We start from the raw sequence: 20651 nt of genomic DNA, 5'->3' as shown, positions 1-20651 counted from the left end.
AGCCAAATTAAATTATGATACGGTTTACCGGAAATATTCCGTAATGTGTATTGCAGAGCAGGTGGGCCGTACCCCAAATTTTAAATGATTGGAGCAAATATAATATGAAAATGAAAGAATTATTCGACCGTGGTGAATTTGTAGTTTCTGCAGAAGTAGGACCGCCAAAAGGGATCCATGTAGACGAACTGGTAGAGGAAGCCAAAACTTATCTGAAAGGCGTTCATGCAGTCAATGTAACAGATAACCAGTCTTCTGTAATGCGTCTTGGATCTCTTGCAATGTGTAAAGTCCTCAAAGATGCAGGCATGGACCCGATCTTCCAGCTGGCATGCCGTGACAGAAACCGTATCGCACTGGAGTCTGATCTTTTAAGTGCAGCTATGCTTGGTATCGAGAATATCCTCTGCCTCACAGGTGACCACACAAAGATGGGCGACCATCCGCAGGCAAAACCGGTATTTGACCTTGATTCTGTATCTCTTCTTCATACAGTACAGCTTCTTGAGTCCGGTGTAGACCTTGGTGGAAACCAGCTCGTTGGTGAGCCTCCGAAATTCTCCAAGGGTGCCGTTGTATCTCCATGCAGCGATTCCGTTGACGCTCAGCTTGCAAAGATGGAAAGAAAGGTTGCTGCAGGTGCAGACTACTTCCAGACACAGGCTGTATTTGAGCCGGAGAAATTCATCAAATTTATGGAAAAAGCAAAACAGTTCGGAAAACCGGTACAGGTTGGTATCATCATTCCGAAGTCTGCTGGAATGGCTAAGTTCATGAACAACAACGTTGCCGGCATTCATGTTCCGGATGAGATGATCGAGGAGCTGAAAGCTGACAAAGAGAAGACAAAAGCTGGTATCACAGGTGTTGAGATCGCTGCACGTATCATCAAAGAGTGTAAGCCATACTGCCAGGGTGTACATATCATGGCACTTGGATGGGAGTCCAAGATCCCGGCACTTCTGGAGCAGGCTGAGATCTGATCAGAACGATTGCTTTATAAAAAATAACCAGAAAAGCTGTCCGGAACCGGATGCAGGAGATGCACACCGACCGGGCAGCTTTTGTGTAAGAAAAAGCTTCTCTATACGGAAAAACTCTTCGGGAAGCCTGCGGGATCCACAGCGGAAGAATTCTAGCTTAAGAGGTAAAGAGACGATGGAAAGTATTATTATCGGGATCGCCGGAGGGTCAGGCTCCGGCAAATCTACATTTACAAACAGACTGAAGAAGCATTTCGGAGACGATGTGGTGGTGATCTATCATGATAATTACTACCGCAGACAGGACGGAATTCCTTTTGAAGAACGTGTGAAGGTGAATTACGATCACCCGGATTCACTGGAAACCGATCTTCTGGTCGAGCATCTCAAAGAACTCAAGGAGGGCAAAACCATCCAATGTCCGGTATACGATTACAGTCAGCACAACCGCTCCGACAAAGTGCTGAAGATCGAACCAAGACCGGTCATTCTGGTAGAGGGAATCCTGCTTCTTGCAGATCCCCGTATCCGAGATCTTCTGGATATCAAGGTTTATGTGGAAGCAGATGCAGATGAGAGGATCTTAAGACGGATCTCCAGAGATGTGGAGGAACGTGGACGGGATTTAAACGGAATCATCGATCAGTATCTTACCACAGTAAAACCGATGCATTATCTGTATGTGGAGCCTACACGGGCGAAAGCAGATATTGTGATCAACAGCGGTAAGAATAATGTGGCCTTTGATCTGTTTGTGTCAAAGATCGGGCAGCTGCTGAAAGAACTGAAAAAATAATAAGTAAAATAAAAAAAAGCATGTCATACCTTAGGACAGAGCGGATCAAGTTATATCCGTCTGGCTGTGTATGACATGCTTTTTTGAGCGGTTCAGGTGAAGCTGCCTGTATTCACACGCTCTGTATAAATTTTTCTACATAATATAAAGCTGCACCAATGGCAGGTGTATACTGTCCGTGGGTACCGACCAGAATCTGATCTTTATCCAGGGTAAAGGGTGCGCCTGTGTTGATGTGTTCCAGCAGATAAGTGATGTCTTCTTCCGTAAAATAAGGTGCCAGATATCCGCTGATGATGATCGGCGCATCGATGATCAGGTTCAGGTTTTTCATGGCAAAGGCCAGATGGTTCAGGTAATCTTCCCAGTGCTCAGCAAGCCGGGGAGATTTTTTTTCGCGGAGCAGCAGGAAAAATTCCTTCACAGGCATCCCCGCAGACTGTTCCAGAGCATTGGCAGAGCAGTAGGTCTCCAGACAGCCACGGTTTCCGCAGTAGCATAAAGGGCCGTCCGGGTTCACGCATATATGCTCAAGTGTTCCGCTGTGCATGGAGCTTCCCTGATGGATCTGATGATTGGTGATAATGGCACCGCCCAGATTCCGGTTCAGAAGGAACACGACAGCACTGTCGAGCTCCGGGTGATTCCACAGCTCCAGAAAAGCGGCGGATTTGGAATCGTGTTCCAGATGACAGGGGTAAGGAAGATGCCGGGAAAAATCCTCCAGCTTCATTCCGGTATTGTTCATGATGTTTCCATAGATCACAGTGGAATTATCCGGAGAAGTGATCCCCTGTGTGGCGATGGAAATACCCAGGATCTTTTCTTCCGGATAGTGATTCTCTGCGATGAATTCCCGTACTTTATCGGTCAGCTGTCTGTAATACTCTTCTGTGTTGGAATAGGGAAGAGCAATGGTTTCTGTATAAAAAGCATTTCCATATAAGTCGATGGCTGTGATATGGAACATGTTTTTCAGGATCCCGATGCCAATGGAAATCCGAAAATCCGAGGCGATCTGGATGGCCTGTGCCTTCCTTCCGCCTGTGGAATCAAAATATCCGTTTCTGTCAATAAGCCCTTCTTTTTCCAGTAGGTTCAGATTTTGGCTTACGGTGGAAAGCCCCATCTGAAGATCCTGGACGATTTGCATTTTGGAAGTCTGGTGTGTTTGGTATATATATTGGTAAACCTTGGAGCGGTTTATTTTCTTTAAATTGATGGTGGTTAATCCTTTTTCACTCATGAGATTCTCCTGATAAAAGTAATTATAGATATGTTTAAGTCTTAAATGTATTTTAGTATAAATCTGCGGGAAATGCAATGCAGGAGCGCCTGAGTAAAAGTAAACAAAAATATAAGAGGAAAATTAGGTGTTTTGTCAATGGATTTTTTAAAAAAATAGTTTTATACTCTACTTACAGTTAAGACATAAGCATAAGTGAAAGACATAAATAATAACGAAATATAAGAAAACAGGGAGGTTCAAGATTATGAAATTAACAAGAAATGGAATCAAGGAACGTGAAGCATGGAAGAAAGCAGGCATCGATCTTCCGGGATACGATGTAGAGGCTGTGACTGAGAAAGCGAAAAAAGAGCCAGGCTGGGTACATTTCGGAATCGGAAATATCTTCCGTGTATTTATCGGCGGTATTGCAGATGGTCTTCTGGAAGAGGGAGTTCTTGACAGAGGTATCACATGTGTAGAGACTTTTGATTATGACGTAGTGGATAAAATTTACGCGCCATATGACAACCTTGGCTTAAATGTCATCCTTCACGGTGATGGAACCCGTGAGTACAAAGTTCTCGGGGCACTTGCAGAAGCAGTGAAAGCACAGTCTTCTGATACTGAACAATGGAACCGCCTGAAAGAAATTTTTGCGGCTAAATCTCTGCAGCTGGTTTCTTTCACGATCACAGAGAAGGGCTATGCACTCCAGAAAGCAGACGGAACATGGTTCCCGTTTGTGGAAGCAGATATTAAAAACGGACCGGATAAGGCAACGGGAGCAATGGCAGTTCTTGTGGCTATGCTGAATGAGAGATATAAAGCAGGGAAATATCCGATCGCTCTGGTATCTATGGATAACTGCTCACAGAACGGCGCCAAGCTTCGTGAGTCCGTGCTGACTATGACAGAGGAATGGCATAAAGCAGGTTTTGTAGATGATGGATTTGTAGATTATGTAACGGATGAGAAGGTGGTTGCATTCCCGTGGACCATGATCGACAAGATCACACCTCGTCCAAGTGAGCAGATCGCAGCAGACCTTGAGAAGCTTGGCGTTGAAGATATGCAGCCGGTGATCACAGGAAAGAAAACATACATTGCACCATTTGTCAATGCTGAGAAGCCACAGTATCTTGTTATCGAGGACAGCTTCCCTAACGGACGCCCTGCTCTGGAAAAAGGCTTCGGCGTATATATGGCGGACAGAAATACCGTCAATCTTTCCGAGAGAATGAAAGTAACCGTATGCCTGAATCCTGTACATTCCGCAACCGGCCCTCTTGGTGTGGTACTTGGCTATGATCTGTTTGCACATATGCTGAACACGAACGAAGATATGATGAAAATGGCCCGTATGGTTGCTTACGACGAGGGACTTCCGGTAGTTGCAGATCCTGGAATCCTTTCCCCACAGGCATTTGTGGATGAACTCTTTAATGACCGTTTCCCGAATGAGTATCTTGGAGATACCAACCTTCGTCTGGCTGTAGATGTGTCCCAGATGGTAGGTATCCGTTTCGGTGAGACTGTAAAAGCATATGTGAAGAAATTTGGAGATGCTTCCAGACTGACAGCAATCCCGCTGGGAATCGCAGGCTGGCTGAGATACATGCTGGCTGTAGATGACGAAGGAAACAAATTTGAGCTTGCCCCGGACCCGATGAATGAGGAGATCACAGAGCAGCTTGGCGATATCGTGATCGGAAAACCGGAAACCTTCAAGGATCAGCTGAAGCCGATCCTTTCCAATGAGAGACTGTTCTTCACAGACCTTTATAAAGATGGTGTCGGAGAGAAGATCGAGGATATGTTCCGTGAGATGATCGCAGGACCTGGAGCTGTGAAGGCAACTATTCATAAATATGTAAATGAGAAATAAAAATCAGGATGCCTGCGGAGCGATCTGCGGGCATCAAATAAGAGAATAAGCAGAAAAGAGGTAAATGGAAAAATGACAGAACCGGTATTTGCGGCAGATCCGGCAAGACTGTTGATCGCGGCAGCGGCAGGAATTGTTTTACTGTTGTTACTTATTATTAAATTTAAGATCCACCCGGTTTTATCTTTGCTGATCTCTGCACTGTTTATCGGGCTTGGCGCAGGAATGCCGGTTCCGACACTGGTAAACACAGTCGAAAAAGGTGCAGGGGAAACATTACAGGGAATCGTACTGCTGATTGGTCTGGGATCACTGTTCGGCGGTATTCTGGAGGTGTCCGGAGGTGCACAGTGTGTTGCCCAGACACTGGTCAGTAGATTTGGCGAAAAGAAAGCGGGGATCGCTCTTGGAATTACAGGACTTGTTGTTGGAACAACCGTATTCTTTGAAGCAGGTGTTGTGATCCTGATTCCACTGGCATTTGGTCTTGCGAAAAAGACAAAAAGATCCACATTGTATTACGTAATCCCTCTTCTGGCAGGTCTGGCAACCGGATTTGCATTTATCCCTCCTTCAGCAGGTTCCGTACTTGTTGCGAATATGCTGAATGTGGAGCTTGGAATTATGATTGCAGTAGGTGTGCCGGTAGGTATTCTGTCACTGCTTTTCGCGGGAATCTTATGGTCAAAATTTATCGGCAGCAGGATCAACACAGGACTTCCTTCTAATATACAGGAAGTTCGGGAAGAGGAAGAGGCCAATCTTCCCCAATTTTCCACAGTGTTATGTATCATTCTTGTTCCGCTGGTACTGATCCTGTGCAGTACGATTTCCGAGTATATCCCGGGAATCGATCCGGTACGTCCTGCTCTGCAGTTCCTTGGAACACCATTTGTGGCACTGATTATAGCCGTTCTTTTTTCCATGTATTTCCTTGGAAAAAAGATGGGATATAACGGAGAGCAGTTAAAGAAGATCATGGACCATTCCCTGAAACCAACTGGTCTGATCCTGCTTGTGATCACAGGCGGTGGTATCATCCGATGGGTCCTTCAGGACTGCGGAATGGGAAATATCATCGGGCCTGTCCTGGAAAAAAGCGGGCTCCCGTTAGTGCTGGTGGCATTTTTGATCGCAGCTCTGATCCGTGCATCAGTTGGGGCGGCAGTTGTAGCCATGACCATGGCAGCAGGAATCATGGCGGCCATGCCGGGAATTGCAGGACTTTCCCCTGTGTATCTGGCAGCAATGGTCTGTGCCATCAACGGAGGCGCAACGGCATTCAGCCATGTAAATGATTCCGGATTCTGGCTGGTAGGTTCTCTTCTGGAGATTGATGAAAAAACAACTCTGAAATCCTGGACAATGATGGAAACCATTGTAGGAGTAACTGGCCTGGTCTGTGCTGTTGTGATCAGCCTGTTTGCATAGGAGAGTGGACAAAAATGATAGTAAAAGTAATTTTAGGGACAATGCAGAATGCAAGAAAGCTGGTAAGTATTGCAGAATCCATCCCATGTGATGTAGAATTATGTTATGGTCGTTATGTTGTAAATGCGAAGTCTATGCTTGGTGTCTTAAGTATGCCTGAGTTTGACGAGGGAGAGCTTCATGTACATACAGATAATGAGAAAGAATGCGAGAAGATCCTTTTTCAGCTGCTTGATCAGAACCTTATTGTGGACACAGGAGATGCTGTGAAAAGATCCATCTATGATATCACAACCTTTGGTGAGATCCTGATCGATTTTACATCTCAGGATATCAATGAGGATGGACAGATGCTGTATGCCAGAAATCCGGGCGGTGCACCAGCCAATGTTGCAGTTGCAGCCAGCAGACTGGGAGCTCATACTGCATTTATCGGTAAAGCAGGAAAAGATATGCACGGAAAGTTCCTGAAATCTGTTCTTGAGAAAGAAAACGTGGATACCAAGGGTATGCTCCTGGACGAAAATTATTTCACCACCCTGGCTTTTGTGGAAGTCAGCGAGACTGGAGAGAGGACTTTCTCTTTTGCAAGAAAACCGGGAGCGGATACGAAGATCCAGAAGGAAGAAGTGGATGTGGATGTGCTGGATCATACCCATATTTTTCATGTTGGATCCCTGTCCCTGACGGATCAGCCTGCAAGAGATACCACGTTTTATTCGGTAAAAAGAGCGAAAAACAAGGGCAGCGTGATTTCTTATGATCCCAATTACCGTGCATCTCTGTGGCCGGATGAAGAGACTGCGAAGAAGCATATGAGAAGCCTGGTTCCCTATGTTGATCTGATGAAGATTTCGGATGAGGAGACAGAACTTCTGACCGGTCATAAGGATGTTCGGGAAGCAGCAGAAGCACTGTACAGCCAGGGCGTGAAAGTTGTGGCAGTTACACTTGGCGGCGAAGGAGCATATCTTTACAGCAAAGATGGCGGCTGTGTAGTACCGGGATTTGTAGTGGAACAGATCGCAGACACGAACGGAGCCGGAGATTCTTTCTGGGGCGGTTTCCTGTACAAAGTCAGCACAGCAGAGAAACATCTGGACGAGCTGACCCAGGAGGATCTGAAGGAATTTGCCCGTTTCGGCAATGCAGTGGCCAGTCTCTGCGTGGAGAAAAAAGGTGCGATCCCGGCAATGCCGGAGCTTGCACAGGTGGAACGCAGAATTGCAGAGTGATCGTATTCATAAAACTGTAGCAGAGTTGAATCTAAATTGCGAAGCGATTGTGTTTATGAGTATGTCAGATTTATGAAAGGATGGGGTTTTGAAATGAATTTAAAAGATCAGATGAACGGAGTTCAGCACGTAGGTGTGCCGACCAATGACATTGAGACAACCATTAAATTTTATGAAGCACTGGGATTTGAGATTGCTTTTCAGACCGTAAACGAAGCTGCCAATGAGAAGGTTGCTTTTCTGAAACTGGGAAATCTTGTGATCGAGACTTACGAGAACAAAGCAGCAAAAATGGAATCCGGTGCCATCGATCATGTTGCCATTGATGTGAAGGATATCGAGAAAGTCCACGAGATGGTGACAGCAGCAGGAATGAATACTACCAATGATGAAGTCCATTTCCTGCCGTTCTGGGAGAATGGTGTGAAGTTCTTTACTATTGAGGGACCGAATAAGGAGAAGGTGGAGTTCAGCCAGTATTTATAAAATGTGTAAGTCAGTTAAGTCTCCTGCAAGAATGTGGGTACCTGTCTTAATGGGAATTTACAATACAGTAAAAATACGCTAGAATAGAATACTGTTAATATTCATCTAAATAAAAAAGATCTATAAGAACAGGAGTATATACATGCTGGGACTTAAACCAATAAAGACTTTACCCATAAGAGAAAAGATTGCGGCGAATCTCAGAGAGGCAATTCTTTCAAAAAAAATTCCGGCGGGGGAAATTCTGACACTGGAAAGTACTGCGCAGGAACTTGGAGTGTCCATTACACCTACAAGAGAAGCCTTTCAGATTCTGGCAAGAGATGGACTTCTGGAACTGGAGCGAAATAAACGTGCAGTAGTTCTTGGAGTGAATGAAAAAACGATCCGCGAACATTTTCAGGTGCGGGCGGCACTGGAAAGTGAAGCCTGTGTTTTGTGTTGTGAAAATAAGATCGATTTTCAGAGGATTGATCAGATCCTCAAGGTTTCCAGAGAAGAGATAGAAAAAGGTGATTTTGAAAGTTATTCAAGTCTCAATCAGACTTTGCACATGGAATTATGGACAGCAGCAGGAAATGATAAACTTAAAAATATGCTGTCAGAACTGTGGAACGGACTGTCCAGAGGCGTACTGGTAAATGAAGAAGAGTACGTAAGAAAATCTCTGAAAGAGCATGAGGAAATTGTAGAAAGTATTCGAAAAGGTGATGCTATGGAATGTTATCTGCGTATGCAGAAACATATAAAAAGCAGTTGTGAGAACTTTGTGCAACGGTATAATTAGGCTGTAGAAATTACCATTTTTCTGTAAAAAGTATACAAAAACAGAACAGATAATTTTTACAAAACGCCGAAATTGTTAATTGTTATTGACAGTTACGGCGTTTTTCACTATTCTTTATGTATACAATATAAAAAATAAAAAATAAAAAGTAAAAAAGTAAAGAAAGGCGCAATGAAATGAACGACAAGAACATAATTGTGAACAAGCCGGAACCGAAACCGGGTATACTTGAGCGTGGTGATCTTTTTGCGATCGCAGTAGGAATGGTAATCGGCTCCGGAATGGTAACTCTGATCGGACCGGCAATGGCTTATACCGGTTATTCTGTATGGCTTGCTTATCTGACAGCGATTGTCATGGGATTCTTTATGGTTTTTCCGTATATTATTCTTGGTGGGACCATGCGCGTGGCAGGAGGCCCGTATTCCATCGTAACGAACCTTTCCGGAGTCAGCACCGGAGGTCTGGTAGCTTATACGAAACTGGTAACGCCGATCCTCAACAGTTCTTTTGCGTTGGCACTGGGATTGTATTTGAATAATCTCCTCCCGGGAATTACAGTGAAAGCACTGGCAATCGCAGGTGTTGTTATCCTGTTTGTTCTGAATCTTCTGGGAATGGATATTTTTGCAAAGGTAAGCAAGATATTATCAACGGTTCTTCTGATCACAATGGTTCTGTATGTTGTTTTCGGACTTACACAGATCAGACAGCCGATCTTTGATTTTTCAGGAGATAAGATGTTTACCGGCGGCTTTAAAGGCTTTATGCTGGCGGCACTTCTTCTTATCAATTCCGCAAATGGTTACTACAATGTTCTGTGGTATGGTAAAGACGCGAAAAGAGCAACGAAAGATGTTCCGTTTGCGGCAATGTCCTGCGTGCCATGTCTGCTTTTTATTTATGTGGGCCTTGCGATGGTTACAGGTGGGGTGCTTCCTCACGATAAGGTTGCAGGTGTGGAAACAATCCTTCCGGCAGCACAGGAGATCCTTCCTGGTATTGTGTATAAACTTTTTATGATCGGCGGACCGATCATGGCAATCATCACTACTTTGAATGGTGTATTTAATGATGTACGATATCCGATCGCTCAGGCTGCCAAGGATGGATGGCTGCCGAAAGGAATTCTGAAGGAAAACCGTTTCGGAGCACCGTACCTGATCTATACCTACACACTGATCGTAGTGTTGCTTCCGATCATTTTTGATATGAGTATCGTGACGATCACAAATATTTTCCAGGTGATCACATTTTTTATGAATGTTACAGTTGTGTATGCAATTTCACGTCTTCCGAAGAAATATCCGGATACCTGGAAGAAGAACAAATTTCACCTTTCCAGTGCAGGACTTTACGTATTCTGTACCATCAGTATCATCATTTACACGATTATTTTTATAAAAGGAATTTTCAGTATTAAACTTGTATATGCAGTATCTGCTGTTATAGTTATGGTTGCATTGATCCTGATTGGTGTATATCTCACCAGAAAAGGTGGAATCCGTATCGAGACATCCATATGGCAGCCTGCAGAGGAGGAAAAAAATGAATGAATTAAATCCGTTCAAGCTGGCAAAAATGCTTGAGGAACTTGAGAACACCGTAGAATTACACAGTATTTCTGTACGGTATAAAGGAGAAAAGGTTGTTGAAGGAGCCTGGGCACCTTTCTCAATGGAAGAGCCGCAGATGATGCATTCTTTATCAAAGATCGGAACAAGTATCTGTGTTGGATTTGCGGTGGATGAGGGAAAACTTCATCTGGAGGATAAATTTCTGGATTATGTGAGAGAAGATCTTCCGGATGAATATGATGAAGCCCTGGAAAATATTACCGTATATGATCTTCTTACCATGCAGGCCGGTTCCCCGGAATGCTGTAATAATGTATGGTTTTCCAGACTGGAAAAAGACTGGGAGAAGAATTGGCTTGGACAGCCTAAGCTGAAAGAAGATATCGGAAAAGTTTTTCATTATGATTCCGGATGCAGCTATACACTTTCCAGGATCGTGACCAAAGTTATGGGTGAAAACTGTCTGTCCATTATGCAGAAACGTGTTTTTGACAAACTTGGTTTTGGAAAGATCAACTGGCTTACAAGTCCTGAGGGACATAATACCGGCGGCTGGGGCATGTATCTGACCGCAGATCAGATTTCCACACTGGCACAGCTCCTTCTCCAGAAAGGAAACTGGAAGGGTGAGCAGCTGGTGCCACAGTGGTGGATCGAAGAGATGGGACAGTCAAGAGTCGTAATTCCCGGAGATGAGAAAAAAGCACTGACTCATTATGCATATCACATCAAAGCAGGAAAAGAGATCTTTGCGGCAGAAGGAGCATTTGGACAGTATTTGGTGTGCTTCCGGGAACTTCCGGTTGCCATTGGCATTACCGCAGGTGCGAGAGAATATCTTGCGGCAGATATCTGCCTTAAATATATGAAGGAAGCAGTTTCCATACCTTGCCCGGAAGAAAAACGGGAAGAAGGAGAGAAATATCTGGAAGCAAAAATAAAAAGCCTTTCTCTGCCACAGCCGGAAGGCAGACTGAAAACTGCGGAAAAAGAACTCAGTGGATTATTTAACCGGGAGATTATTTTTACAGAAAATCCGAGAAACATTGAAAGTGCAAAGATCATTCCGGAAGGATGTAAACTGCGTCTGGAAATGATAGTCCAGGGTGAGAAAAAGATTGCTTATGCAGGATTTAAGAGCTGGAAACAGAACGATCTTTATCCGGATGATTTTACAAAGAGATATCACAGCATTGCTTATGGAATGGATCAGGAAACGTTATATCTGTCTGTGGGACTGCTCAACACTTCCTACAGGGAAGAGTATTCCTTCTGGGTCAATTCTAAAGATACCGTGATCGCGACCTGGAGACCTAACGTTACCTATCTTCCGGAACAGCCGGATATGGTATGGAAGTTTACAGGAAACTTTAAATCCTGAAGAGAAAAAACTCAAAGTATAGACCGATAAAAATATAGCAATTCCTCCAACCTTATGATAAAAGAAACGAACAACCCGCAGGATACTGACTTGCCATCAGTGGTCCGACGGGTTGTTTTTTGTTTGGAATAAGTCTACAATAGGAAACAGAAATTTTTATTATTGTGACATAGGGAAGAAAGTGTACGATGAAAATACATTACAGAATTAAAAATAATGCAATAGAGATCGTTCGGTGTTATGGTACCGATGACCGGATCGTGCTGCCGGAAGAGATCAATGGTCTTCCGGTAGTCAGTGCGGCGCCGTATGCGTTTTCTGCACATAAGGATGGAGAAGAAGATGCAGAAACCTGGGAGAGCGAAGATGTAATTTCGTTCGGAGAAGAGAGACTTCTTGCCGGAGAGGAAGTGCAGGAGATCGTTTTCCCGGATACGCTGAAGGAAATCGGAAGATATATTTTTTATGGATGCAAAAAACTGGAACGGCTGGAATTTTCGGATACGCTGATGCAGGTGGGAACCGGGGCGTTTACGGGCTGCAGCGGGCTGAAGGAGCTTGTAATCCATCAGAAAAAGGGGATCAAATCCTGTGCAAAGGAAATCCTTGGGGAGCTGTGGCAGAAGATCGATGTGGATTTTCTGTATGAAAATGGTGAGGCAGGTGGAAAACGTGCGCATATGGTTTTTCCGGAGCATTACGATGAGGCGGTGGAGAACACGCCTGCGAGAATTTTGTTTACGGAGTATCATGGCTCAGGGACTAATTACCGGCAATGCTTCTATAATAAAGAACTGGATTTCGCGGAGTATGACAGCCTGTTTGATATGGCAGTGGTGATGGATAAGCTGGAGGTCCTGGTGGATATGAGCTTCGGGCGGCTTCGTTATCCGTGGCAGCTGAGCGAAAAGGCGAAGAAGCAGTATGAGGATTATATCCGGGGAAATCTTAAGGATATCGGGGGATTTCTGGTGGAAAGCGGAAGCTTAAATGGTCTGGAGCTGCTTTCTCGGGAAAAACTCTGGAACAGAGAGGGCCTGGAACATAGTATTGATGTGGCGGCCAGGAAGAAGGATATGGAGATTTCCGCATTTCTGATGAATGAACGCAGCCGGATGCTGAAGGAAGAGCAGAAGGATGCCGGGGAGACAGAAAATGAGAGGTGCCCTGTTAAAAGGAGAAAGAAGTTTCAGTTATGAGTGATATAGAAACAACTGAAAACAATAAAAATAACTTCCTGCCCGGTCAGGGATCCAATCCCCAGGAGGCGGCCCAGCGTCTCCAGGACATCGGCAGCAGCATCCTCCGGGCGGCAAGAGACGAGCTGTATCTTGGCATGCGTTTTCTGGATGTGGCGCTGAGCAGCTTTATTTATCAGATGGATGGTTCGGTCAGTCCGTTTGGAACAGACGGGGCTGTGATGTACTTCCATCCGGCACAGCTTGGCGGGCTTTATAAAGAAAACAGGATTCTTGTGAATCGAGGATATCTCCATATGGTATTTCACTGCATTTTCCGGCACTTTGGGAAGCCGGGAATAGAGAAGCGTTTGTGGAATTTAAGCTGCGATATTGCAGTGGAGCATATGATCGACGGGATCTACCACCGCTCAGTCCGATATTCCAGAAGTCTTCTCCGGAGGGAAACCTACCGTCTTCTGGAAAAGGAAAAGAAGACGCTGAATGCAGAGAGAATCTACAAGATTCTGAAAGAAGAATTTCTGAAGGAAAAAGAACTGGCACAGCTTGAAAAAGAGTTCTACGTGGACGACCATAAATACTGGGCAAACCAGCAGTCTGACCGGAAACCCAATCCCCTGATGAGTAAAAAATGGGGAGATATCAGCGATGGGATCGAAACAGACCTGGAGACCTTTTCCAGGGAGGCAGGAGCGCAGGACGGAGATTTTCTGGATCAGCTGAAAGTGGAGAACCGGGAACGATATGATTATCGGGAATTTCTGCGGAAGTTTGCAGTATTTCGGGAAGAACTGACTGTAGATCCGGACAGCTTTGATTATAATTTTTATACCTACGGGCTTTCCCTTTACAGGAATATGCCGCTGATCGAACCCCTGGAAACCAGAGAAGTGAAAAAAGTTTCGGAATTTGTCATTGTGATCGATACCTCCATGTCCTGTTCAGGAGAACTGGTACAGAGATTTCTGGAGGAAACCTATGGGATCTTAAGCGACAGCGGGAATTTTTTCCAGAAGGTAAATATACACATTATCCAGTGTGATGAGAAGGTGCATTCGGATGTGAAGATCACCAGCAGAGAAGAACTGCAGGATTACATGGACAGCCTGGAACTTTATGGTGATGGAGGTACAGATTTCCGTCCGGCTTTTGCTTATGTGGAAGAGCTGATGGAAAAACGTGAGTTTGAAAATCTGAAGGGACTGGTGTATTTTACAGACGGTTACGGTATTTTTCCGGCAAAGATGCCGCCATACCGGACAGCATTTGTATTTATGGAGCAGGAGCCTGAGGATGTGGATATCCCGGCCTGGGCCATGAAGCTGGTGATCACGGAGGAAGAATTACAAGGAGAAGAAAAACCATGAATATAAAACGAGCAAAGCAGGAGATCAGAGATTCCATAGAAGCATATCTTTCAAAGGACGAATTCGGTGAGTACCGGATCCCGGCGATCCGACAGAGACCGATCCTTCTTATGGGCCCTCCGGGAATCGGAAAGACACAGATTATGGAACAGATAGCAAGGGAATGCGGGATTGCTCTTGTTTCCTATACCATTACCCACCACACCAGGCAGAGTGCTGTGGGACTTCCTTTTATTGTAAAAAAGAATTATGGTGAGGAAGAATTTTCTGTCACGGAATATACCATGAGTGAGATCATTTCGTCCGTTTACGACAAAATGGAAAAAACAGGCCTGAGAGAGGGAATCCTGTTTATTGATGAGATCAACTGTGTATCCGAGACACTGGCACCGATGATGCTGCAGTTCCTTCAGGGAAAAACCTTCGGAAACCAGAAGGTGCCGGAAGGCTGGGTAATCGTCACAGCAGGCAACCCGCCGGAATATAACAAATCCGTCCGGGAATTCGATGTGGTCACTCTGGATCGTATCAAGAAGATTGATGTGGAGGCAGACTTTGATGTATGGAAGGAATACGCCTACCAGCAGGGAATTCATCCGGCGGTGATCTCCTATCTGGAGCTTCGCAGAAAAAATTTCTACAGGGTGGAGAATACCGTAGACGGAAAAATATTTGCCACAGCCAGAGGGTGGGAGGATCTTTCCCGTCTGATCCAGGTTTATGAGATCCTTGGAAAAACCGTAGACCGTGAGGTGGTCAGCCAGTACATCCAGCACAGGATGATCGCGAAGGATTTCGCCAGCTATCTGGCTCTTTATTATAAGTACAGAACGGATTATAAAGTGGAGGACATCCTGAAAGGAAAGTGGGATTCCATTACTCTGGGTAAAATCCGCACGGCCTCTCTGGATGAGCATCTGAGCATTGTAAGCCTTCTCAATGGAAAGCTCAGCGAGCTTTTTACAGAATGCTATCTTACCGATGCCTATCTCACGAAACTGTATGATTATATGGTGTACTTCAGAGAAGCTCAGGACAGCCTCACAGCAAAAAATCTCATGGAAAAAGCAGAGGCGGATCTTGAAAAGGACAAAAAGAGTGAGCTTCTTACAAAACAGCAGGAGCGTATACAGAAACGTGTTGTGTCATTCTTTGAAAATGCGTCCGGATTGGAATCAGCTTCGGAATCAACCGGATCAGATAAAACCGGATCAGGTTCAGAGCCGGCAGGAGGCAGAAGTGCTGCAGCAGAATCGGAAGTTCTATCGTCAAACAGGAACTATGAGTTTGTGAAAGCCCTCTTTGAATCCGAAACCGAAGCCTACGAAAACCGAACCGACGAAATATCCTTTACTCTTCAGAACGTTTTCGACTTTATGGAAGCTGCCTTTGGGGACAGTCAGGAAATGGTGGCATTTATCACAGAACTGAATGCCAACTATTATAGTCTCTGGTTCATTCGGGAGAACGGTTCTGACCAGTATTACAGGCATAATAAAGGTCTTCTTTTTGACGACCGCCAGAAAATGCTTCTGGGTCAGATGGAGGAAGTGGAAAATATTCTCAATAATGGGATAAAGTGATAGTTTGTCTGACCAATTGCTTATTTACTATTGATTAAATTGGTAAATTACAGTATAATATTTACCATAAAAGTCCCAAAAGAAGGTGCGTAGATAGTCAAATTGCACAGATATTAATACATTCCGGGACTTTTAAAGACAACACAATAAAAAAGGAAGGCGGCCGAAACGGACGACATGTTTACAAAGATTACAGAAGAACGAGCATTTGACGGAATATTAGCGCAGATCATAGAAAATATCCGGCGGGGAGAACTGAAGCCGGGGGACACTTTACCTGCGGAACGTGTTATGGCAGAATCACTGGGAGTTTCCAGACCTGCTGTCCGTGAAGTCCTGCGGGCACTGGAGCTGATGGGAATTGTCACAACGGTCCGCGGCGGAGCCAACTATATCACCGAGAATATGGATCAGTGGCTTTCTGCACCACTGGCCCTTCTTTTTCAGCTGAATAACAGCCATGTACAGCAGGTGCAGGAGCTTCGTTCTGCGCTGGAGCAGGAGGCTGCTCTTCTTGCAGCCGGGAATTGTACGGAGAAGGACGCATTAGATCTGCGTTCCATTCTGGCACAGCTGGAGAGCGCAGAGGATGAGAAAGCTCGTGCAGGTCTTGATAAGAAGCTTCATACGAAGATCGGCAGGATCGCAGGAAATCCTATGATCTATAATGTTCTGGATGCGGCAGCACAGCTGACAGAGGAGATCATTTCCGGTACTCGAGCCTATATTATGCAGAAACATAATTCCGCTCTTGAGGTGGATGACCAGCACAGAAGACTGGTGGAAGCCATTATTTCCGGAGACCGGAACCAGGCGGAGAAGCTGATGCGCGAACATATGGAAACCATTGAGAAATATATAATTGAGATCGCACAGCAGCAAGGTGAGAACAGCCTTGTATTTCATCGCTGATCCACCTGACAAAAATTAAATAAAATTTCAGTAAAAATCCCGTTGATCTGGTAAGACCACTATTGATTTTGGTAAGACCAAGTGCTATAATAGGGACTGTATTGGTAATACCAAAAAAGTTTGGTATTATGGCAGTAACCTGCCGGAAATACCAGGAGAAAGGACTTACGATTATGGGATATGTAAAATGGAGTTATGACACACTGAACCGTTTCTGCGGAGACGTTTTCAAAGCGTTTGGCTTTTCTGAGGAAGAGGGAAACATTATTAAAGATGTTCTTCTGACTGCTGATTTATATGGAATCGAGAGCCACGGAATGCAGAGAATGGTTCGTTACCATAAAGGAATCGAGAAGGGGACTATTCATCCCCAGGCGAAACCGGAAGTTGTTTTTGAAACACCGATTTCTGCCGTGATAGACGGACATAACGGAATGGGCCAGCTGATCAGCCATTTTGCCATGGAAAAGGCAATTGAGAAGGCGAAGACAACTGGTGTGGGAATCGTAAGTGTACGAAATTCCAACCATTTCGGTATTGCAGGATATTATGCGAACATGGCCTGCCATGAAGGCCTTCTTGGAATGGCATGTACCAACTCCGAGGCGATCATGGTACCGACTTTTGGAAGAAAGGCTATGCTGGGCTCCAACCCGATCGCAGTCGCTATGCCTGCAGACCCGTATCCGTTTTTCTTTGACTGTTCCACAACAGTTGTAACCAGAGGTAAACTGGAAATGTATAATAAGATGGGCAAGCCTCTTCCAGATGGCTGGGCACTTGACAAAAACGGTCATGCCAGCAATAATGCACCGGATGTACTTGCAAACATCGTAGCCAAGAAGGGCGGCGGAATCATGCCTCTTGGTGGAAACGAGGAAGTCAGCGGAAGCCATAAGGGATATGGCTATGGAATGCTCTGTGAGCTGTTCAGCTCTATTCTTTCCATGGGAGTTACCTCCGACAAATGCTGTACCTTCCCGGATAAGACCGGTATCTGCCATGGATTTATGGCGATCAACCCGGCGGCATTCGGAGATCCGGATGCGATCCGCAAGCATTTTTCAGAATATCTTGAGGCACTTCGGGAGAGTCCGAAGGCAGATGGTCAGGACAGGATCTATACACACGGCGAGAAAGAGGTAGCTGCTGAAAAAGACAGAAAAGAGAATGGCATTCCGGTCAACGACAATACCATGGTAGAGCTTGCTGATCTCTGCAGTTATCTGAAGCTTGATTTTGGCGCTTATTTTGAAGGCTATGAGCTTCCGAAGGACAGTAAATTCTTCAATGGTAATTATTAATTCAGGTAATCCTTTTGAAATGAAATATATCATAATTATCCAAGGAGGAAAAGAAAATGGATTATGCAAAAGAGTCATTAAGACTGCACGGAGATTGGAAAGGTAAGATCGAGGTTGTTACAAGAGTGCCGGTTGAGAATAAAGACGACCTTTCTCTTGCATATACACCAGGTGTAGCTCAGCCTTGCCTTGAGATCCAGAAAGATATCAATAAATCCTACGAGCTTACAAGAAGATGGAATATGTGTCTTGTTGTAACAGACGGTTCCGCAGTTCTTGGTCTTGGTGACATCGGACCGGAAGCAGGTATGCCTGTAATGGAAGGTAAATGTGTACTGTTCAAGGCATTCGGCGATGTAGACGCATTCCCGCTTTGCATTAAGAGCCATGATGTAGACGAGATCGTAAATACTATTTACATGATCTCCGGATCCTTCGGTGGTGTTAACCTTGAGGATATCTCCGCTCCGAGATGCTTTGAGATCGAGAAAAAACTGAAAGAGAAATGTGATATTCCGATCTTCCACGATGATCAGCACGGAACTGCAGTTATCACACTTGCAGGTCTGACAAACGCTCTGAAGGTTGTCGGAAAGAAGAAAGAGGATGTTCGTATCGTTATGAACGGTGCAGGTGCAGCTGCTATCTCTATCTGCAGACTTCTTCTGAAAGCAGGCTTCAAGGATGTTACACTCTGCGATAGAAAGGGTGCCATCTATGAGGGACGTACAGAAGGAATGAACCCGGTTAAAGAAGAGATGAGCAAGCTCACAAACCTTCAGAAGAAACAGGGATCTCTTGCAGAGATGCTGGTTGGCGCGGATGTATTTATCGGTGTTTCCGCTCCTGGAGCAGTTACAACAGAGATGGTTAAGACCATGAACAAAGATGCCATCATCTTCGCATGCGCAAACCCGACACCGGAGATCTTCCCGGATGACGCAAAAGCAGGCGGAGCTAAGGTTATCTCCACAGGAAGAAGTGACTTCCCGAACCAGATCAACAACGTTCTTGCATTCCCTGGAATCTTCCGTGGTGCATTTGACGTAAGAGCAAGCGATATCAACGATGAGATGAAGATCGCAGCTTCCAAGGCTCTTGCAGATCTGATCACAGACGAGGAGCTTTCTCCGGAGTATATCATTCCGAAGGCATTCGACAAGAGAGTCGGACCGGCTGTAGCCAAAGCAGTAGCAGAGGCAGCAAAAGCAACAGGCGTAGCACGTATCTGATTACAGATACAGCACGGATATCCGTCCGATACAGACCAGAACAGCCCTTCATAAGTTAAGAAAATAAATCAGACACCCGTACCCTGTAACCCGGTACGGGTGTCTTTTTGCATCTGACAGGTGGTATTACCCTTTGACAAATGTCCTTCCAGTGAGTACAATAGCAAAAGAATATGATAGGAGGTCAAGCACAGCATGAAACCATGGGAAGCTAATATACGAAAAGTAGTGCCGTATACTCCTGGCGAGCAGCCAAACGAGAGCGGTATGATCAAACTGAATACAAACGAGAATCCATATTCACCGGCCCCGGGTGTGGAGAAGGCACTGAAAGCCCTTGATACCGACACTCTGAGACTTTATCCGGACCCGACAGCCGGAGACCTGGTACACAGCATTGCTGCGTTTTACGGGCTGAAGGACGAGCAGGTATTTACAGGCGTTGGATCTGATGATGTACTGGCAATGTGTTTCCTGACATTTTTTAATTCAGAGAAACCCATCCTGTTCCCGGATATCACCTATTCTTTCTATGATGTATGGGCCGATCTTTTCCGGATCCCTTATGAGCGTCCGGCACTGGATGAAGAGTTCCATATCCGGAAAGAAGATTATTTCCGCGAAAACGGCGGAATCGTATTCCCGAACCCCAATGCACCTACCGGTGTGGAAATGCCTCTTTCCGAGATCGAGGAGATCGTAGCAAAAAATCCGGAGAGCATTGTGATCGTAGATGAGGCTTATGTGGATTTCGGAGCCACTTCCGCACTGCCGCTGATCGAGAAATATGACAATCTTCTTGTTGTGCAGACCTTTTCCAAATCCAGATCTCTGGCGGGCATGCGTATCGGTTATGCCTTCGGAAATCCGGAACTGATCAAATATCTCAATGATGTGAAATATTCCTTCAACTCCTACACCATGGACCGTACCACCATTGCGGCCGGTGTGGCATCTATGAAAGATCAGGCATATTTTGAAGAGTGTTGTAATAAGATCATTACAACAAGAGAGTGGACAAAGACAGAGCTTAAGAAACTGGGATTTTCTTTCCAGGATTCCAAGGCGAACTTCATCTTTGCCACACATGAGAGCTGTCCGGCAAAAAAGCTCTTCGGAGCACTCAGGGAGAAACATATCTATGTGAGATATTTCCCGAAGGACAGAATCGACGATCATCTCCGCATCACCATCGGTACCGATAAGGAGATGAAAAAACTGGTGGAATTCCTGAAGGAATATCTGCAGAAATAAATATTAAG

At 45.1% G+C, this 20651-nt stretch carries 17 protein-coding genes; 16 read left to right on the top strand and 1 reads right to left on the bottom strand.

The genetic code is table 11. The features are described 5' to 3' along the window. Nucleotides 1–104: 104 nt before the first annotated feature. Both GPK81_RS13505 and udk read left to right on the top strand, forming a co-directional pair. On the top strand, nucleotides 105–983 hold the full coding sequence (locus GPK81_RS13505) for a methylenetetrahydrofolate reductase (RefSeq protein ID WP_015526188.1): 879 nt from the start codon (nucleotides 105–107) through the stop codon (nucleotides 981–983). 175 nt (nucleotides 984–1158) lie between these two features. Beyond that, a complete protein-coding gene (gene udk / locus GPK81_RS13500; RefSeq protein ID WP_021976352.1) occupies nucleotides 1159–1779 on the top strand; it encodes a uridine kinase in 621 nt (206 codons plus the stop codon). Nucleotides 1780–1891: 112 nt separating this feature from the next. Here the strand turns inward: udk and GPK81_RS13495 are convergent, their stop codons facing one another. After that, nucleotides 1892–3025 carry an ROK family protein gene (locus GPK81_RS13495; protein WP_215707208.1) on the bottom strand — a complete coding sequence of 378 codons (1134 nt, stop codon included), beginning with the start codon at nucleotides 3023–3025 and terminating at the stop codon, nucleotides 1892–1894. Between the two features lie 247 nt (nucleotides 3026–3272). Here GPK81_RS13495 and GPK81_RS13490 point away from each other — a divergent pair, with 247 nt between their 5' ends. From GPK81_RS13490 to hisC, 14 genes are all read left to right on the top strand, one after another. Continuing rightward, nucleotides 3273–4895: a mannitol dehydrogenase family protein gene (locus GPK81_RS13490; RefSeq protein WP_215707207.1), complete on the top strand. Its 1623-nt coding sequence runs from the start codon at nucleotides 3273–3275 to the stop codon at nucleotides 4893–4895. Between the two features lie 72 nt (nucleotides 4896–4967). Beyond that, entirely contained in the window at nucleotides 4968–6326 is a 1359-nt protein-coding gene (locus tag GPK81_RS13485; protein ID WP_215707206.1) for a GntP family permease, read from the top strand. Between the two features lie 278 nt (nucleotides 6327–6604). Then, on the top strand, nucleotides 6605–7561 hold the full coding sequence (locus GPK81_RS13480; protein WP_442860748.1) for a carbohydrate kinase family protein: 957 nt from the start codon (nucleotides 6605–6607) through the stop codon (nucleotides 7559–7561). 93 nt (nucleotides 7562–7654) lie between these two features. Next, the gene (locus tag GPK81_RS13475) at nucleotides 7655–8047 is read left to right on the top strand and encodes a VOC family protein (RefSeq protein WP_215707204.1); all 393 of its coding nucleotides are present in this window, start codon (nucleotides 7655–7657) and stop codon (nucleotides 8045–8047) included. 142 nt (nucleotides 8048–8189) lie between these two features. Continuing rightward, a complete protein-coding gene (locus tag GPK81_RS13470; protein WP_173739759.1) occupies nucleotides 8190–8834 on the top strand; it encodes a GntR family transcriptional regulator in 645 nt (214 codons plus the stop codon). A 176-nt stretch (nucleotides 8835–9010) separates the two neighbouring features. Then, nucleotides 9011–10390: an APC family permease gene (locus GPK81_RS13465; RefSeq protein WP_110102972.1), complete on the top strand. Its 1380-nt coding sequence runs from the start codon at nucleotides 9011–9013 to the stop codon at nucleotides 10388–10390. Beyond that, nucleotides 10383–11792: a serine hydrolase domain-containing protein gene (locus tag GPK81_RS13460; protein WP_110102971.1), complete on the top strand. Its 1410-nt coding sequence runs from the start codon at nucleotides 10383–10385 to the stop codon at nucleotides 11790–11792. Before GPK81_RS13465 ends, GPK81_RS13460 begins: the two co-directional genes overlap by 8 nt. A gap of 188 nt (nucleotides 11793–11980) precedes the next feature. Next, on the top strand, nucleotides 11981–12991 hold the full coding sequence (locus GPK81_RS13455; RefSeq protein WP_215707203.1) for a leucine-rich repeat protein: 1011 nt from the start codon (nucleotides 11981–11983) through the stop codon (nucleotides 12989–12991). Then, a complete protein-coding gene (locus GPK81_RS13450; protein WP_215707202.1) occupies nucleotides 12988–14358 on the top strand; it encodes a vWA domain-containing protein in 1371 nt (456 codons plus the stop codon). Before GPK81_RS13455 ends, GPK81_RS13450 begins: the two co-directional genes overlap by 4 nt. Further along, nucleotides 14355–15941, top strand: coding sequence for an ATP-binding protein (locus tag GPK81_RS13445; RefSeq protein ID WP_215707201.1), 1587 nt, complete (start codon nucleotides 14355–14357; stop codon nucleotides 15939–15941). The genes GPK81_RS13450 and GPK81_RS13445 overlap by 4 nt, the downstream gene beginning before the upstream one ends. Nucleotides 15942–16118: 177 nt before the next feature. Beyond that, entirely contained in the window at nucleotides 16119–16853 is a 735-nt protein-coding gene (locus GPK81_RS13440) for a FadR/GntR family transcriptional regulator (protein ID WP_118070577.1), read from the top strand. Between the two features lie 128 nt (nucleotides 16854–16981). Beyond that, entirely contained in the window at nucleotides 16982–18157 is a 1176-nt protein-coding gene (locus tag GPK81_RS13435) for an Ldh family oxidoreductase (protein WP_330627641.1), read from the top strand. A 56-nt stretch (nucleotides 18158–18213) separates the two neighbouring features. Continuing rightward, nucleotides 18214–19389 carry an NAD(P)-dependent malic enzyme gene (locus GPK81_RS13430; RefSeq protein ID WP_015526165.1) on the top strand — a complete coding sequence of 392 codons (1176 nt, stop codon included), beginning with the start codon at nucleotides 18214–18216 and terminating at the stop codon, nucleotides 19387–19389. 195 nt (nucleotides 19390–19584) lie between these two features. Continuing rightward, on the top strand, nucleotides 19585–20643 hold the full coding sequence (hisC, locus tag GPK81_RS13425) for a histidinol-phosphate transaminase (RefSeq protein WP_215707200.1): 1059 nt from the start codon (nucleotides 19585–19587) through the stop codon (nucleotides 20641–20643). Nucleotides 20644–20651: the final 8 nt, after the last annotated feature.

Origin of the sequence: Blautia sp. MCC283, from assembly GCF_018785565.1 — a bacterium.
Lineage (GTDB): Bacteria > Bacillota > Clostridia > Lachnospirales > Lachnospiraceae > Blautia_A.
Note: the sequence above shows the minus strand (reverse complement) of the source record. Positions and strands in the feature narration are given on the sequence as shown.